General features: G+C 37.9%; 15 protein-coding genes. 4 read left to right on the top strand and 11 right to left on the bottom strand.

Annotated elements, in window-relative coordinates:
- Window positions 1–131 precede the first annotated feature (131 nt).
- Window positions 132–1,334, top strand: coding sequence for an MFS transporter (locus MKX14_RS02180; protein ID WP_240281643.1), 1,203 nt, complete (start codon window positions 132–134; stop codon window positions 1,332–1,334).
- Window positions 1,335–1,373: 39 nt separating this feature from the next.
- Here MKX14_RS02180 and MKX14_RS02175 read toward each other — a convergent pair whose 3' ends face one another.
- The 4 genes from MKX14_RS02175 to racD all read right to left on the bottom strand — a co-directional run bounded on the left by MKX14_RS02175 (window position 1,374) and on the right by racD (window position 5,438).
- Window positions 1,374–2,525, bottom strand: a complete 1,152-nt coding sequence (locus tag MKX14_RS02175; protein ID WP_240281642.1) for a sterol desaturase family protein — start codon at window positions 2,523–2,525, stop codon at window positions 1,374–1,376.
- Between the two features lie 225 nt (window positions 2,526–2,750).
- Window positions 2,751–4,097, bottom strand: a complete 1,347-nt coding sequence (locus MKX14_RS02170; RefSeq protein WP_240281641.1) for a PQQ-dependent sugar dehydrogenase — start codon at window positions 4,095–4,097, stop codon at window positions 2,751–2,753.
- A gap of 172 nt (window positions 4,098–4,269) precedes the next feature.
- Entirely contained in the window at window positions 4,270–4,689 is a 420-nt protein-coding gene (locus MKX14_RS02165) for a PH domain-containing protein (protein ID WP_240281640.1), read from the bottom strand.
- A gap of 59 nt (window positions 4,690–4,748) precedes the next feature.
- Window positions 4,749–5,438: an aspartate/glutamate racemase family protein gene (racD, locus tag MKX14_RS02160; protein ID WP_240281639.1), complete on the bottom strand. Its 690-nt coding sequence runs from the start codon at window positions 5,436–5,438 to the stop codon at window positions 4,749–4,751.
- Between the two features lie 279 nt (window positions 5,439–5,717).
- On the opposite strand from racD, the gene MKX14_RS02155 reads away from it, so the two are divergent.
- From MKX14_RS02155 to cusR, 3 genes are read left to right on the top strand one after another with little or no spacing between them, the layout of a single operon-like run.
- A complete protein-coding gene (locus MKX14_RS02155) occupies window positions 5,718–6,290 on the top strand; it encodes a nuclear transport factor 2 family protein (RefSeq protein ID WP_240281638.1) in 573 nt (190 codons plus the stop codon).
- Window positions 6,257–6,751 carry a chalcone isomerase family protein gene (locus MKX14_RS02150; protein WP_240281637.1) on the top strand — a complete coding sequence of 165 codons (495 nt, stop codon included), beginning with the start codon at window positions 6,257–6,259 and terminating at the stop codon, window positions 6,749–6,751. The genes MKX14_RS02155 and MKX14_RS02150 overlap by 34 nt, the downstream gene beginning before the upstream one ends.
- 17 nt (window positions 6,752–6,768) lie before the next feature.
- A complete protein-coding gene (cusR, locus tag MKX14_RS02145; RefSeq protein ID WP_000526530.1) occupies window positions 6,769–7,464 on the top strand; it encodes a response regulator transcription factor in 696 nt (231 codons plus the stop codon).
- On the opposite strand, the gene colS is transcribed toward cusR, so the two are convergent.
- The 7 genes from colS to desC are packed head-to-tail and all read right to left on the bottom strand — an operon-like array spanning window position 7,461 to window position 14,925.
- Window positions 7,461–8,789: a sensor histidine kinase gene (colS, locus tag MKX14_RS02140; protein ID WP_240281636.1), complete on the bottom strand. Its 1,329-nt coding sequence runs from the start codon at window positions 8,787–8,789 to the stop codon at window positions 7,461–7,463. The genes cusR and colS overlap by 4 nt on opposite strands.
- A 32-nt stretch (window positions 8,790–8,821) precedes the next feature.
- Window positions 8,822–9,868, bottom strand: coding sequence for an SAM-dependent methyltransferase (locus MKX14_RS02135; protein WP_240281635.1), 1,047 nt, complete (start codon window positions 9,866–9,868; stop codon window positions 8,822–8,824).
- An 8-nt stretch (window positions 9,869–9,876) separates the two neighbouring features.
- Window positions 9,877–10,656 (bottom strand): DUF1295 domain-containing protein, encoded by a 780-nt coding sequence (locus tag MKX14_RS02130; protein WP_240281634.1) that lies wholly within the window; start codon window positions 10,654–10,656, stop codon window positions 9,877–9,879.
- A gap of 29 nt (window positions 10,657–10,685) precedes the next feature.
- Window positions 10,686–11,885 (bottom strand): SAM-dependent methyltransferase, encoded by a 1,200-nt coding sequence (locus MKX14_RS02125; RefSeq protein ID WP_017480813.1) that lies wholly within the window; start codon window positions 11,883–11,885, stop codon window positions 10,686–10,688.
- A complete protein-coding gene (locus MKX14_RS02120; RefSeq protein ID WP_240281633.1) occupies window positions 11,882–12,673 on the bottom strand; it encodes a DUF1365 domain-containing protein in 792 nt (263 codons plus the stop codon). Before MKX14_RS02120 ends, MKX14_RS02125 begins: the two co-directional genes overlap by 4 nt.
- A gap of 21 nt (window positions 12,674–12,694) precedes the next feature.
- Window positions 12,695–13,957 carry an NAD(P)/FAD-dependent oxidoreductase gene (locus tag MKX14_RS02115; RefSeq protein ID WP_240281632.1) on the bottom strand — a complete coding sequence of 421 codons (1,263 nt, stop codon included), beginning with the start codon at window positions 13,955–13,957 and terminating at the stop codon, window positions 12,695–12,697.
- On the bottom strand, window positions 13,954–14,925 hold the full coding sequence (gene desC, locus MKX14_RS02110) for an acyl-CoA desaturase (RefSeq protein ID WP_240281631.1): 972 nt from the start codon (window positions 14,923–14,925) through the stop codon (window positions 13,954–13,956). The genes MKX14_RS02115 and desC overlap by 4 nt, the downstream gene beginning before the upstream one ends.
- Window positions 14,926–14,929 lie beyond the last annotated feature (4 nt).

Below are 14,929 nucleotides of genomic sequence, written 5' to 3'. Positions count from 1 at the left end.
CTCTGTAAAAGGAATCAAAAAATTTATAAATATTTATATTTATATACAAAATACACTAAAGCTAAGGATTTGCTTTAGTGTAAAAATAATGTATAAAAGCTAAATATTCGCTTTTATGTTATTCATCTTATATGAACAATTCAAGTTCAAAACGGTCTGGATCGGTTTTTCAGTTAGATAGTGCAAGTGCATTGACACTTAATACAGTCACGCTCATGACTTTTATGGCGGCGTCTAGTGCACCGACTCCACTTTATCGTCTATACCAACAGCTTTGGCAATTTACACCTGTCACTTTGACTTTAATTTTTGCAACTTATGCTTTTACTCTGCTGGGTTCATTACTGATTATTGGTTCTTTGTCTGACTATATTGGACGCCGTCCTGTCATTATTGCAGCCATTTTTCTGCAAATTATTTCGATGAGCTTTTTCTTATTTGCTTCAGATGTTTCGATGTTATTTATTGCACGGGGCTTACAAGGAATTGCAACTGGGCTTGCTGTCTCGGCTATAGGCGCAGCAATTTTAGATTTTAGTAAGCTTCAGGGTTCGCTTATTAATAGTATCGCACCAATGGTCGGCATGGCTGTTGGTATATTTCTAACTTGTTCTATTTTGCAATTCTCTGCCCAACCATTACAGCTTGTTTTTGAATTCTTGTGTCTTCTTCTTATTTGTGAACTCATTTTAAGTTTTTTTACTCCAGAGACAGCCCAGAAAAGATCGGGTGCACTTGCCTCTTTAAAACCCAATATGGCTATTCCGCCACAAACAAAAAGCGCTTTATTGAGTATTAGTCCGATTAATATTGCTCTTTGGATGGTCAGTGGTTTCTTCTTATCACTTATGCCCTCTTTACTGGCAAAAATTTTCGAGACATCTTCAGCGTGGTTAAACGGAATCACCTTCATGGCGCTAGCACTCTCAGGTGCAGCCGGTATATTAACGCTTAGGAAGTCGACAAATTACCGTATTTTATTAACAGGTACTCTTTCAATTGCTATTGGTTCAACTGTTTTATTTTTAGCAATTAATCTTACAAGTGCAGTAGTTTTATTTCTCGGTTCTATTATTACCGGAGTTGGTTTTGGTACAGCTTTTATGGGCGCAATCCGCACAGTAATGCCTCTAGCTTTACCAGAAGAACGTGCAGGTCTTATGGCTGCATTTTTTGTTGAAAGTTACTTGGCATTTAGTATTCCTGCAATTTTAGCTGGCTATTTTGTTGGAAAAGTTGGACTCATGCATACAGCAAATAGTTATATTTGTTTTATTATCTTACTATCGCTTGTTGCCCTTCTTCTGATTTTTAAAAACTTTAAAAGTAAATAAGCCTATAAAAAATAGCCTCTATTGAGGCTATTTTTTATTTCATTGGTCACGCCAAGGTTTTAAAAACCGCTTTACATACTTTTTAAATGGCCATGTAAATTGTTTTATAAAACTATTTGGAATTTTATAACCTACCGTGCCATACACGCTTGCCAAATGATTTGGCATATATACACTTTTGAAGATGACATCATATAGAGGGATAAAAGCAGCGTAATTTTTATCAATGGCAGGTTTTTCTGAAGAGTGATGCCAATGGTGGAATTCTGGTGTAGCGATAATCCAGCGCAAATATGGAAAACGAAAACGCACATTGGAATGAATAAAAATAGCGTGAAATGAAATAAAGATTAAATAAGCAAAAACAGCTGAAGTATGAAAACCTAACAGGAAAATCGGTAAAGTCGCAATAAAACGAGTCATGAGCACTTCAATGACATGCAAACGAGAAGATGCTAACCAATCCATATATTCAGTCGAATGATGAATCGCGTGAAAGCGCCATAAGAAATTAACCTCATGCATGGCACGATGTAACCAATATACCGTAAAATCAACCACGATGAGCAATTCGATAAATTGCAGCCAAATCGGCTGAGCTTGTACATAAGGTACAATTGGGTTGTCAGGCAGGTGTGTAATCCAATATTGAATTGGCATAACCGTTAAAAAGCTGAATAATTGAATCCCAATATGGCTGACCATGAAATATTTCATATCGGTCACCCATCCTACCCTTAATATTTTTTGTTCAGGATTTTTAGCAAAAAAACCTTCAAGAGGAATAAAAATGAACGCTAAAATAAATAAAGTTAGTACAAAATAATCGATACCTGCATAAAACGGTACACTTGGCAAAACGGGTGCTTCAATTACACCACAGCCCAAAACTGCTGCTACAAGTGAAAAACATAGCCCGTAAAATCCATATCGGTTTTGACGGATAATGGCACTAAACGCTCCAAAACCTGCACTAACAATAATGCCTGTGATGAGGCCATAATAAAAAAGATTATAGTGTTTTGCGTAAATAGGACGGAGTTCTGGGGTGGTTAATACACTGGGAAATAAAAAACATAATGCACCAAATAAGCAAAGTAAGCTGAGTGACATTGAAATAAAGGCGCTAATTTTTCCTAAACCTGCGTTCAGTTCTAAATTCTCAAATTTTGCTCTTAATTGATCGGTCATAATTCATATACAGTTCTTATTGTGTATAACGCGAATGCTATCAAAATTTAATAATAAATTGTAAAAAGAACCAGATTTAACTCAGACTAAAAATAGATAGATAAAGAAAACTAACTAATTCACCACAATTTAGGCAAATTAGTTAGTTATTTTAAAATATTTATTTATCTCATACTGTTGAAATAAGATAAAAATAATGAAGTCTTAAAATGAGATTCAGACCATTTATTTTTTATATGGAGTCTCATATGTTGTTTCAGCAACTGGCGAAATACGCCAAATCGTATTGCCCACATCATCTGCAACTAACACGGCACCTGAGAAATCAATTGCTACACCTACAGGGCGTCCATACGCTTTACCTTTATCACTGAGGAATCCAGTCAAAATATCTTGCGGTGGACCTGAGGGTTGGCCACTTCTAAATGGTACAAAAATGACTTTATAACCACTGTGAGGTTTACGGTTCCAAGAACCATGCTGACCGATCAATGCCCCTCCTCTAAATTGTGGCATGAGTTCGGCTGCATAAAATGCAAGGCCTAAAGAAGCCGTATGGTTACCTAGCGCATAGTCGGGTTTAATTGCACGAGCAACCATTTCAGGATTTTGCGGTTTTACTCGCACATCTACATGTTGACCATAGTAGCTATAAGGCCAGCCATAAAAAGCACCGTCTTGAACTGAGGTCATATAATCGGGTACTAGGTCACTCCCGATTTCATCGCGCTCATTAACCACCGTCCAAAGTTTTCCACTTTGAGGCTGCCAAGCCATACCATTTGGATTACGTAGGCCGGTTGCAAATGGGCGTGACTGACCACTTGCGATGTCAAACTCTGTAATTTGTGCTCGACCTTTTTCTTGATCTAAACCATTTTCAGCAACGTTACTGTTAGAACCAACGGTAATGTACAGCTTGGTTCCAGCTGGGTTAGCAATCACATTTTTGGTCCAATGGTGATTTAAAGGACCACCCGGTAAGTCCAATACTTTGGTTCCACTGGCTGTAATTTGAGTTTCTCCTTCTTGATAAGGAAAACGCACCAGTGCATCCGTATTGGCGATATATAGGTTATTATCGACCAGTGCCATACCAAACGGGGAATTTAAGTTTTGAAGAAATACCATTTTCTTATCAGCGACGCCATCTCCATTGATGTCACGAAGTAAAGTAATACGGTTGGCACTCGGATGAGACGACCCTGCCCGTCTCATTACAAAGGTCATGATTTTACCTTTAATGCCTTTGCTGTCTTCCGGTTTAGGCGGAGCATCTGTTTCAGCAACCAATACATCGCCATTTGGTAACACATAAAGCCAACGCGGGTGCTCAAGTCCTTTGGCAAATGCTTTGACCTTTAAACCTTCTGCTGGTTTTGGCATTACCCCACTCGGCCAGCCTTCTGCTGGAGCTATATTAACAGTTGGTAATAGGCTTGATTTAGGTTCAGGAAGTTTTGGGTCTGGCCCATAACTATCAGTAATTGGATATTGAGAGGATGAAGCACATCCTGCAACAAGAACTACAACTGTAGTGCCTAAAATTGGCATTAAAAAACGTGTAAGCATCTTTTATCTCCATTTCTTATTTTTTCGCAATAAGCACAGATTAATGCTTTAGAAGAGAGACTTATAGTTTATTTATTTAACAAAACTAAGGATTACCGTCTATATTTTCAAAATTTTAATACATAACTAGTGTTTTCTAGATATTTAAAAGACTCTATTTATCAACGACACATTAATACTTAGCGTTAGGATTATTGCGTAGCATATTTAAGAAACCCTCTTTATCTTTTGGCGAGATCATTACTGTAGCCACTCTGCCATCTTTCATATAATAAATTTTAAGCCGATCTAGCGATAATGCTGGAGAGGAAAGTGGATTATGAGTAGGTTCTATGCGAGTAATATCATCAATATTAATTTTCCATCGAAACACTAAACTCCTAATAGTTAAAGTGTTGTTTTCTACTAGATAATAGGTATTAAAGATGGGAAGCCAAATAACCAGAATGACTAAACTATAAATGATAAAGTGCGGAAAATTTGAAGCTAAAGAATAATGATAATTTGCTTCATAAATTTTCATAACGATATTGGCAGTGATCACAACAAATATTAATAAAAGCCACCAATCAATTTTTGATCTAAATTTCAAAATTTATCCTCCATCTTTAAAATTAATTCCTAACAATTTATTGTTTCTAATTTATCTTCTTAAGTTAAAGCAAAACTTACCGCCTCTTTTGCATGAATGGCAGTCGTATCAAATAAAGGAACCGAGAATTTAAGCTCACCAATTAACATACAAATTTCAGTACAACCTAAGATAATTCCTTGAGCTCCTTCAGCAATAAACCTCTCTACAATAGCAATGTACTTTTGCTGAGAATCGGGGTTAATCACACCTAAACAAAGTTCTTCATAAATAATGCGATGGACTGTCTTTCGATCTTCTTCATTTGGAATAATCACATCAATTCCATAATCCTGCAATCGAGCTTTATAAAAATCTTGCTCCATTGTAAAAGCTGTCCCTAACAGTGCAACTTTACCAATGTTTTGACTCAAAATTTCTTTTGCCGTTGCGTCAGCGATGTGTAAGAAAGGAACGGTAATTGAATCTTCAATCTGTGCAGCAACTTTATGCATGGTGTTAGTGCACACCAAAATACAATCTGCTCCTGCTTTTTCTAAATTTTGTGCTTGCTCAGCTAAATATGCGCCAGCCTCTTGCCATAAACCCTTCGCTTGCAAGGCTGCTATTTCCTCAAAATCGACACTATTAATAATGACCTTAGCAGAGTGCAATTTTCCTAATTTACGATGAACCATTTTATTGATTTGTTGATAATAAAGCGCTGTAGATTCCCAACTCATTCCGCCTAATAAGCCGATTGTTTTCATTATTGAACCCTTCTATTTATGCAAAACTTATCTATATCTCTTATGGGTAAAGCACAGCTAGAATAAAATTGCTTTCTAAAATTTTTTCTTGCTTATCTTATTTATTAATCTTAAACGCTGTGGAGTCCCAAGAAATTTCTAAGTTCAATAGACCTTATTTATGAACTTCCCAAAACAGAAAACTCCCCCATAAATCCCAAACTCTAAAACATAAGAATTCACGCAAAATTCACGACCAACTCTTTAATTTGATCTTATAAAGTTGGCTTGGATATCGACATGAAAATTATAACTACAGCCCTAGGGTTGGTTACTTTGGTAGGTTTAACGGCGTGTAAAAGTGTGCCTAGTTACTCAGGTGACTATGGCAAAGCTGAACAAAAAATTACTGGTATAGAATTAGATGATCAACAGGCGCTAGATGTCGGCAATCGTTTTGTCGCTGCATTTAATACGCTCGGTACTCCTTCTTTTGTAAATAATGCTAGCAATCTTTACGCTGATCAGCTCTATATCAACGATACACTCTCGCAGTTCTCTCAAAAGAAAGATCTGATTAAGCATTTTGAAGGCATGAATGCCCGAGTGAGTAATGTCACTGTAAAACTCATTAGTGCAACTCATCACCAAGATACAGCCTACATTCATTGGTACATGACCTATGACTTTAAAATGTTAGGTCGCTCAAAAACGATGGCTTCTTATGGAATTAGTCAAATTAAGATTAATGACCAACAAAAAATTATTTTCCAGCAAGATTATTGGGATCCGGCAAATGGCCTCTACCGTTCTTTACCCATATTTGGAGGAGTATATAAATGGATATTGCCATTCAAAAAAGTCGAATCTTGATATTTCTAGGAATCTTAATCGTATCTCAAGCCAATGCGGCTGAATTGAAAAAATGCAGTTCAGCACCTTTAATGGTTACAAGTAAAAAAGTGGGAAATGTCAGTTACTTTGCTGAAGATTGCCAAAAAAATTGGCAAAGCCAAAGCATCAAAATGGACTTTAGCTATAACCGCGATATTCCCGAGTGGGCATTTAAACGCGCAGCCACCCACTTTTTGAAGAAAAATGTTAGCGGCTTTGATACGAAATCCCCGCTTAATCATATTAATGAACTATATAGGCCAATTAAGAGTGGAGATCTCTATAGTCTCTACTATCAACATGAAAATCAAAAACTAGAATTAAAATTAAACCAGAAGCTACTCGGCTCTTTAAACAATCCGAATGCAAATCAATATTTTAAAATCTGGTTTGGTAACGAACCGTTTAATGCTAAATTAAAACAACAATTATTAAATTAATGGCTTAATAAAATCTCATGGGTAATCACTTTATCCTCATGGTTGAGGACCATTTTGAACTCGCAGCAACGGTCTGCGAATTTCTTGAAGTGCATGGTTATGTCGTCGATCATGCACGTAATTTAGATGCTGCACGGACTTTTCTCAAATCTCAGCATTATCATCTTTTGTTGCTCGATATAAATTTGCCCGATGGCTCGGGTTATGACCTATGCAACTGGCTACGTACCGAACAAGGCGTTGATATTCCCGTTCTTATGCTCACAGCAAGAGATACTTTAGATGACAAACTTAAAGGTTTTACTGCTGGCACAGATGATTATTTGGTAAAACCTTTTGATTTTAATGAACTAGTAATGCGGATTCGTGCATTAATCAAAAGAGCAGCTGGCGAAGTTACTCACCATAAAATTCAAATTCACGACTTAATTCTTGATAGCGCAACTCAAACCGTGGTTCGTGCCGGAAATAATATCGAGTTACCCCCTATTCAATTTAAACTATTAAAAATTTTGATGCGCCAGTCTCCAAAAGTAGTGACTAAGCAAGAACTGATGATGGAATTATGGGGTGACGAAGAACCTGAAAGCGATGCGTTGCGCAGTCACATCTATAACCTAAGAAAAATGGTTGATAAACCTTTTGATCCTAAACTATTACATACAGTGGCAGGTGTCGGTTTAAAAATTGCTTTGGAAGATTCCGCGACTTAACTTAAATACACCACAACAATTAAGCCTGTGGTTGGCTCCAAATCGAGTTCAGGATGAGTGGTTAAATAGTACTGCCGATCAAACAGCTCCACTCGCCATCCTAATTGCTTGCAAAGCTTTTGTACCAATTGCAAACCAATGCCATGACCTTTAGCCTTTAAGGAAAGTTGTGTGTCGCTGAGCTCTTGCACCTTTACATCGTTAGGTAAAGAAATTCCAATTCCATTATCTGCAATAATCAGGCTGTTTTTTTGTTGAATGATGTCGATTTGTGAACCTTGAGAATAATTAAGCGCATTACGTAAAATATTACCTAAAACCATTTGAGTCATAGAAGGATATAACCAGCGTGGCTGTTCAGCTGAGTCTGGATGAATACTAATATGTATTCCTTTACCTGCACTCACCGCTTCTAAACTTTCAACTAAATCCTTTACTGTTTTGGATAATAAATTTTTCTCAGATGGCAAGCTCTGTACCGTATTACGTGCAATCGCAAGTAAGGTATCAACGAGCAGCTGCATATCTTCAATTGTATTGTGAAGACGGACTAGGGATTTATCGTCTCCATATTTCGCCTGACACAGTTGCACATTACCTTTCAAGATGGTGAGTGGAGTGCGTAACTCATGACTCACATCTCCAGTAAATTCTCTTTCGCGTCGAATAAAATCACTTAAAACCTGATGATATTTTTCTAAAGCTTGTTTGAGATATTCGGCTTCCATATTGCCATTAGTATTAATATCTCTAAAAGGAGATGCCTGAGTATCTTGATGTGCCCAATCAATATTTTCTAAAGCATTCGCTAAGCGCGTAATCGGGGAAAAATAGCGTCTTGCTCTTCGATTTGACCACCACAAAAAGCTATATAAAACAGATAAGCTGAACATCAGTGGAGCAAGGCCAAATAACCAGATCAGCTTATTAACATTGCTTTCGCCAAATACCAACAGAACGTGCTGACCATTACGCTCACCATAGACCGTCATTCTTTCTTTACCATCAACGAATACTCGGTGCACGCCACTTTCTAAATGCATTCCCCGAAAAGGTTGAGGCGCGACCTGTGTATTCCACCGATATCCATATAAATTTTTAGTATCTGGTAAATCAGCATTTGGATTACGTTCTATGCGTAACCAGTAATGCTCCATTTCCTGTTCTAAAGCGGTTTTAAGTAAAGAGCCCTTAATCACCCAAGCACTACAAGCCAACCCGACCACGATCGATAATGCAATCAGACCAATCTGCAACCAGTAATATCGATTGAACATTTGGGCTAATGGATGACTCGCTTTACCATCATGTCGAGTTTTTATCATATCTTTATCGCCGGGATAGGCTATAGAAATTACTATGATCGCTTTTTAAATAAAAAGTGACCAATGACCCATTCTTGACCTTGCTCAAAACCAAATAACTCAGCACAAGCCATAAAGAAAATACGCCAGCGTTGCCACCAAATATTGGCATCTTTTCCATAGATTTTTTTAAACAGTGGCTTCAGTTCGACTTCTTGGTTATCCATGTTATCAAGCCAAGCATTTGCCGTTCTCATATAGTGCTCACCGGACCACTGCCACTGTTGAGCCAACTCTAAATGCTCTTGGAAATGCAAAAAAGTCGAAGTCGAAGGCATTAAACCGCCAGTAAAGAAATACTTGGACATCCAATCATAATCTGATTTCACTTCAAAAGGATAATGTAAAAAGCGATGGCAAAAAATATGACACCAAAGTAAGCCGTCTGCTTTTAACCAGCCCTGAATTTTTTCAAAAAGACGTTGGTAATTACGTACGTGTTCAAACATTTCGACCGATACAACACGATCAAACTTGTCTTGGTCTAATTCAAGTACATTCACATCACAGGTAAGCACTTCAACATTGGTTAAACCTCTCAACTCTGCTTGCCGAAGAATATGCTTTTTCTGCGTTGTAGAATTTGAAACAGCCGTAATCTGTGAGTGTGGATAGTTTTCTGCCATCCACAAAGTTAAAGAGCCCCATCCACAGCCTAACTCTAAAATGTGTTGACCGTTTTTAAGTTGTGCTCTTTCACAATAAAGCTGAAGAGCTAACTCTTCTGCCTCATCTAAAGTTGTGGTTTTAGTCGGGAAATAGCACGCACTATATTTAAGTCTTTTTCCAAGCACCGCCTGAAAAAACTCGGTCGGCAATTCATAGTGCTGCTCGTTTGCCTTATCCGTTTCAACCGCGATTTCGCTCTTCTTCAGCATATTAAGCACATCCATGTAGCGCTGCGCCCCTTGTTCAGGGTCATAACGGCCTTCTTGGATTAAGCGCTTTTTACTTAAAGCACGAATTGCAGCTCGAATTGCATGATCTGGAATCACACCACTTTCAACAATTTTCAAAGACTGATGAACAATAAAATCCATATGCGCACCTATTTTTTGGGTTTTCGCGGAATAAACATTGATGTTTTTTGTTGATAATCAAGATAATTTTGACCGCGACTTTTAATTGCTTGTTTTTCACTAAATGGAATACCCGTGACGTAATATAAAAATAGCCACATCAGTAACGGATAAATCCACAATACATATTGGCCTGCCGCTAAACCAATAATTGGATAGACAAACCAGTGTAACCATTCAAAAAAATAATTGGGGTGACGTGAATAACGCCATAAACCCTGATCCATCGTTTTGCCATGATGATCTGGATTTAATTTAAATCGGTATAACTGCTGATCAGCGAGCTGCTCTCCAATGAAAGCAATTGCCATGATAACAGCAGCAATTACTAAAGCGACTTTATATCCACTACTCCATTCAGTTGTCTCTACATTGAGGAGCATCCACATCGGCAAAAAGAACAAAAGCACTAAAAGTGTTTGAAAGATAAAAAATAATAAAAAGCCAATATGCTGAAACTTACCCATCGCTTTACGCATGCTCGCGTAACGTCCATCTTCTTTTTGTTCAGATTGATAACGTCTTAACAGGTGCCAAAATAATCTTAAAAACCATAAGCCGCTAAAAATACCGATAAAAAGACGCACTTCAACTGGGGCAACTGAAATGAGTAAAGAAGACACAATAATGTTTACTGCCAGACAGAAACTCCATGCAGCATCTACTATTCCAGCTCGGCCATTTAGAGTGGCAAGTAGCCAGCTCACCAACATGATCATTAAATCTAGAATCAGTAAATTCCAAAACATGAGCAGTCTCCTTACTTGAGCTGTTTGAGCTAGTAACTGGTACTTTCAAACAACAAGTGAACATTGCTTATCACGCCTTCTTTAAAACCACCTTCGCAATAACATAAATAGAAATCCCACATGCGAATAAAGTTTTCATCGAAACCTAGAGCCAATACTTGTTCCCGCGCTGCTAAAAAACGCGCTCGCCAGTGATGAAGTGTTTGTGCATAACTTAAACCAATATCATTTAAATGTTTTAACCTTAAACCACTTTCAGAAGCAGTTTGAGTTAATACACTTATGCTAGGAATGAAGCTACCCGGGAAAATATAGCGCTTAATATAATCAACTGTATTTAATGCTTTTTTATATCGGAAATCTTCAATGGTAATAGCTTGAATAAATGCCAACCCTTTCGGTTTTAATAGTGCTTTACATTGATCAAAGTATGTCGATAAATATTGCGCACCAACCGCCTCAACCATTTCAATTGAAACCAGCTTATCGAACTTACCTTCGAGCAAACGGTAGTCTTTAAGTTGCACATCAATTCGATGTGCCAAGCCAGCTTCATTTACACGAGTAACGGCTTCATCATATTGAGCTTGTGAAATGGTAATGGTGGTTACTCTACAGCCATAATGTTGAGCTGCATAAATGGCAAAACCACCCCACCCACTTCCAATTTCAACCAAATGATCTAGCGGTTTTAAATCTAACTTTTTACAAATGATCTCTTTTTTTAAATCAGATGCTTCTTCGAGGGTCATGCTTTCATTTTCAAAAACTGCGCTCGAATACATTAAAGACGGATCTAAAAATAATTTAAAAAAGTCGTTGCTTAAGTCGTAGTGCTCGGCAATATTTTTACGGCTACCACTTATAGAATTCTTTCGATTTTGATACCAAGCTTTAAGAAAAAACTGGCTCGCTTGAGCAATAACATTCTGGTTGATTTGGTCCAATACAGCTCGGTTACGTGCCAAGATCTGAATCAACTCGACAAGGTGCTCGCTGCTCCAGTCACCACGAATGTAGCCTTCTGCTGCTCCCAAAACACCATTTTTTAAAATAAGATCCATTAATAAAGGATTGTGAACTTCAATCACAGCATGTAAGTCTGAAACTTCACCGACCGTCCCATTCCACGCGCCCTGAAAAGTGATCTGTCCATGACGTAGTTTGAGAAGACTCTTGAGCAATAACGGTAGTGAGTCATCTTCACCATAAAGAAATGTTTTTATCATGTCTTATCTACCTTGATCTTTTTAGGATGACGATAAAATGGAATTTTTTTTCGCCACAACTTAAATGCCTCTAAATATATTGAAAACAGCATTTTAAAAGGCGCCAAGCTGTTATTAAGAGCATATCGATATTGTTGTGAAGGAAATGTGATGGGTATAAGTTCAAAGCGCATAGTGGCATCAAAGACTTGATTTTGCTCTTCAAAGAGCTGCATGTGAATGATATTTTGCTGATCTGAAAAACTAAATCGCCAACGGTAAGTCAACTGCATAGGCATGAACGGCGAAACATGAAATGATTTTTCAAAATTAAAATCGAAACTCTGATAATCACCCACCTGACCTTGTTGTTTTCTACAATCGTGTGTATAGACTTTGCGTTCATTCCACGGGGTATTGGTGATTTCACTAATAATAAATAAGGGTTTTCCGGTTTTACTTAAAACAAAATAAAATACGACCGAGTTAAACATAAAACCTAAACAGCGAGGCAAAGCCAACACTCGGATTTGCCAGTCTGGCCGAAGGTGTAAATTATTATTTTGTAGTATCGCTTTTTCTACCCTGTCCCTTATAGAACCGCGATATATATTTAAAAAATCATTTTTAGATAGTTTTAATAGATTCCAGTGATCGGTCGACCACAGTGAACAATCTTTTGTGATATCAACTAATTGATCTGGATCGAACCATAAATAATTTAAGGTCGATCTAAACTCATGCAGTTTAGGGCTATAACGCCGATGACGAATAAACGCAGGAGCGATAGCAAGTTTATTTAACAACATTTGAAAGCTCCTTATTTATTCTTATAACACTAAGAGTTGCTCAACAACACGTGCTGCACTGCGGGCGCCGTCTTCATGAAAGCCCCAGCCCCAATATGCTCCACAAAATGAAGTCCGATTTTGCCCATTAATTTCGTGCCAACGAGATTGAGCTTGAATCGCTTTTGCATCAAATACGGGATGACGATATTTACGCTCAACCAAAATGTCTTCAGCTTTGATTTTCATGTTCGGATTTAAAGTAGAAAAAATTTGCGTAGCGCAGGATAAATTCTGCAGATTATTCATCCAGTAGGTAAAACCATAATGTATGTCGGACTCATCGTTTTGAATTTGAGAAGTTGGTGTTACATGTACATGCCAGCTTGCCCACTGCAAACGGCTTTTAGGCATAATTGAAAAATCGCGATGGACGACCATTCGATTATCTTGATAACCAAATTGGCTTAATATTTCTTGTTCAAGCTCCGATGCATCTTTAATTAAACTTAGGCTATCGTCAGCGTGGCTCGCAAAAATCACCCAGTCATATTGCGCTTGCCCTTCAACGGTTTCGATCAAAACTGTTTCTGGTGAACGGCTCACAGCTTTTACTTCTGCAAATTTCCATTCAATGGATGAGCAATTTTTTTGAATAGCTTGAATATAGCTTGTCGAACCATGTTTAACTGTTTGCCATTGTGGGCGGTCTTTTAACTGCAACATGCGGTGATGCTGAAAAAAGCTAACCACAAATCGATATGGAATTTGGCCTACCTGCTCAACGGGTGCCGACCATAAGGCACCGCACATCGGATAAAGATGCTCATAACGGAACTCATGACTATATTTGTGAAGGTCCAAATAGTCTTCAATCGATAAATTAGGATCAATATCCGCCACATCTATATCTTTATTGTCATCATAAAAACGCAGCAAATCTGAGAGCATTTGCAGAAATTTTCGGTTTAAAAAGTTCTGCGGACGGGCAAAGAGCGACCATTTTTTTGAAGGATTATATTGAAGTCCACTGACCAGATTATTCACAGAAAAACTCATATCGCTGCTTTGAGTTTCTACGCCTAATTTTTTAAGCATGTCGGTAAATAACGGATAGTTATAGTCATTAAATACAATAAAACCACTATCTACCGCGACTTTAGTGCCTTCTATCTCTAGCTCGTGAGTGTCAGTATGACCGCCAAAATAGTTATTTTTTTCATACACAGTGACCTCGTGTTGTTCTGACAATCTCCAAGCCGCGTAAAGTCCAGATATACCCGAACCAATAATGGCAATTTTCATAACACTTCACCGTTTTCAATTTTCTCTATCGATAAGTCTTTAATCTTTTTATATTGATAAACCTTGTCTGGTACGGGCTTTAGCCCCCACACCAAACCAAATAAAGACATCATTTTGAGTACATAAAAGGTGATATCAATCTGCCACCAATAAAAACCTTGACGCACACTGCCAGCGTAAAAGTGATGGTTGTTGTGCCATCCTTCACCCAAGGTAATTAAAGAAAGTAGGAAGTTATTACGACTATCATCTGGGGTATTAAACTCACGTGAGCCATAGCGATGAGCAAGCGAGTTAATACACAAGGTTGCATGCGTTAACAGAACAGTGGAAATCACAAATCCCCACACCAAAAGCTGTAAGCCATTAGTGCCCAACCCAGGAAAATGTTGTGCAAGCCATGAACCTAAACCATAAATTGCTAAGGCCGTCAAAATCACAATAGGCAAACTAAATCGGTCTAGCCAAATCAGCTCAGGATATTTCAACCAGTCTTTAATGACTTTTTTTCGAGTAGCAAAATTCTGCTCATTTAAAAACCAGCCTACATGCGAATACCAAAAGCCTGCTTTCGCTGAATGCGGGTCCTGATCGGTGTCGGTAAAGTGATGGTGATAACGGTGATGGGCTGCCCACCATAGAGGTCCGCGCTGCGCACTCATGGTCCCGATCAGTACAAAAATGAATTGAACAAGACGTGATGTCTGAAAAGTTTTATGCGAAAGATAGCGGTGGAAAAAAGCAGTAATTGCAAACATGCGAAGAAAATAAAACCCCAGCATGAAGAACACAGCGAACCAAGATACGCCCACCCAAAACGCAGCTAAACAAGCGATATGCAGTAAAATAAAAGGAATAATTCTTAACCATTGAATTTTCTTTTCAATGACATATTCGCTAGAAGCACCCACTTGCGTATTTTCTGAATCTGACCAGCTATCGATCCAGCGCAGAAAAAATTTAGACATTGAT

Origin of the sequence: Acinetobacter pittii (assembly GCF_022449185.1) — a bacterium.
Classification (GTDB): domain Bacteria; phylum Pseudomonadota; class Gammaproteobacteria; order Pseudomonadales; family Moraxellaceae; genus Acinetobacter; species Acinetobacter pittii_I.
This window is presented reverse-complemented; position numbering and strand designations above follow the sequence as displayed.

What these genes read in the sequence shown, in the direction of transcription:
- MKX14_RS02180 (WP_240281643.1), top strand. Translation starts at nt 132, where the DNA reads ATGAACAATTCAAGTTCAAAACGGTCTGGATCGGTTTTTCAGTTAGAT.
- MKX14_RS02175 (WP_240281642.1), bottom strand. Translation starts at nt 2,525, where the DNA reads ATGACCGATCAATTAAGAGCAAAATTTGAGAATTTAGAACTGAACGCA.
- MKX14_RS02170 (WP_240281641.1), bottom strand. Translation starts at nt 4,097, where the DNA reads ATGCTTACACGTTTTTTAATGCCAATTTTAGGCACTACAGTTGTAGTT.
- racD (WP_240281639.1), bottom strand. Translation starts at nt 5,438, where the DNA reads ATGAAAACAATCGGCTTATTAGGCGGAATGAGTTGGGAATCTACAGCG.
- MKX14_RS02155 (WP_240281638.1), top strand. Translation starts at nt 5,718, where the DNA reads ATGAAAATTATAACTACAGCCCTAGGGTTGGTTACTTTGGTAGGTTTA.
- MKX14_RS02150 (WP_240281637.1), top strand. Translation starts at nt 6,257, where the DNA reads ATGGATATTGCCATTCAAAAAAGTCGAATCTTGATATTTCTAGGAATC.
- cusR (WP_000526530.1), top strand. Translation starts at nt 6,769, where the DNA reads ATGGGTAATCACTTTATCCTCATGGTTGAGGACCATTTTGAACTCGCA.
- colS (WP_240281636.1), bottom strand. Translation starts at nt 8,789, where the DNA reads ATGATAAAAACTCGACATGATGGTAAAGCGAGTCATCCATTAGCCCAA.
- MKX14_RS02135 (WP_240281635.1), bottom strand. Translation starts at nt 9,868, where the DNA reads ATGGATTTTATTGTTCATCAGTCTTTGAAAATTGTTGAAAGTGGTGTG.
- MKX14_RS02130 (WP_240281634.1), bottom strand. Translation starts at nt 10,656, where the DNA reads ATGTTTTGGAATTTACTGATTCTAGATTTAATGATCATGTTGGTGAGC.
- MKX14_RS02125 (WP_017480813.1), bottom strand. Translation starts at nt 11,885, where the DNA reads ATGATAAAAACATTTCTTTATGGTGAAGATGACTCACTACCGTTATTG.
- MKX14_RS02120 (WP_240281633.1), bottom strand. Translation starts at nt 12,673, where the DNA reads ATGTTGTTAAATAAACTTGCTATCGCTCCTGCGTTTATTCGTCATCGG.
- MKX14_RS02115 (WP_240281632.1), bottom strand. Translation starts at nt 13,957, where the DNA reads ATGAAAATTGCCATTATTGGTTCGGGTATATCTGGACTTTACGCGGCT.
- desC (WP_240281631.1), bottom strand. Translation starts at nt 14,925, where the DNA reads ATGTCTAAATTTTTTCTGCGCTGGATCGATAGCTGGTCAGATTCAGAA.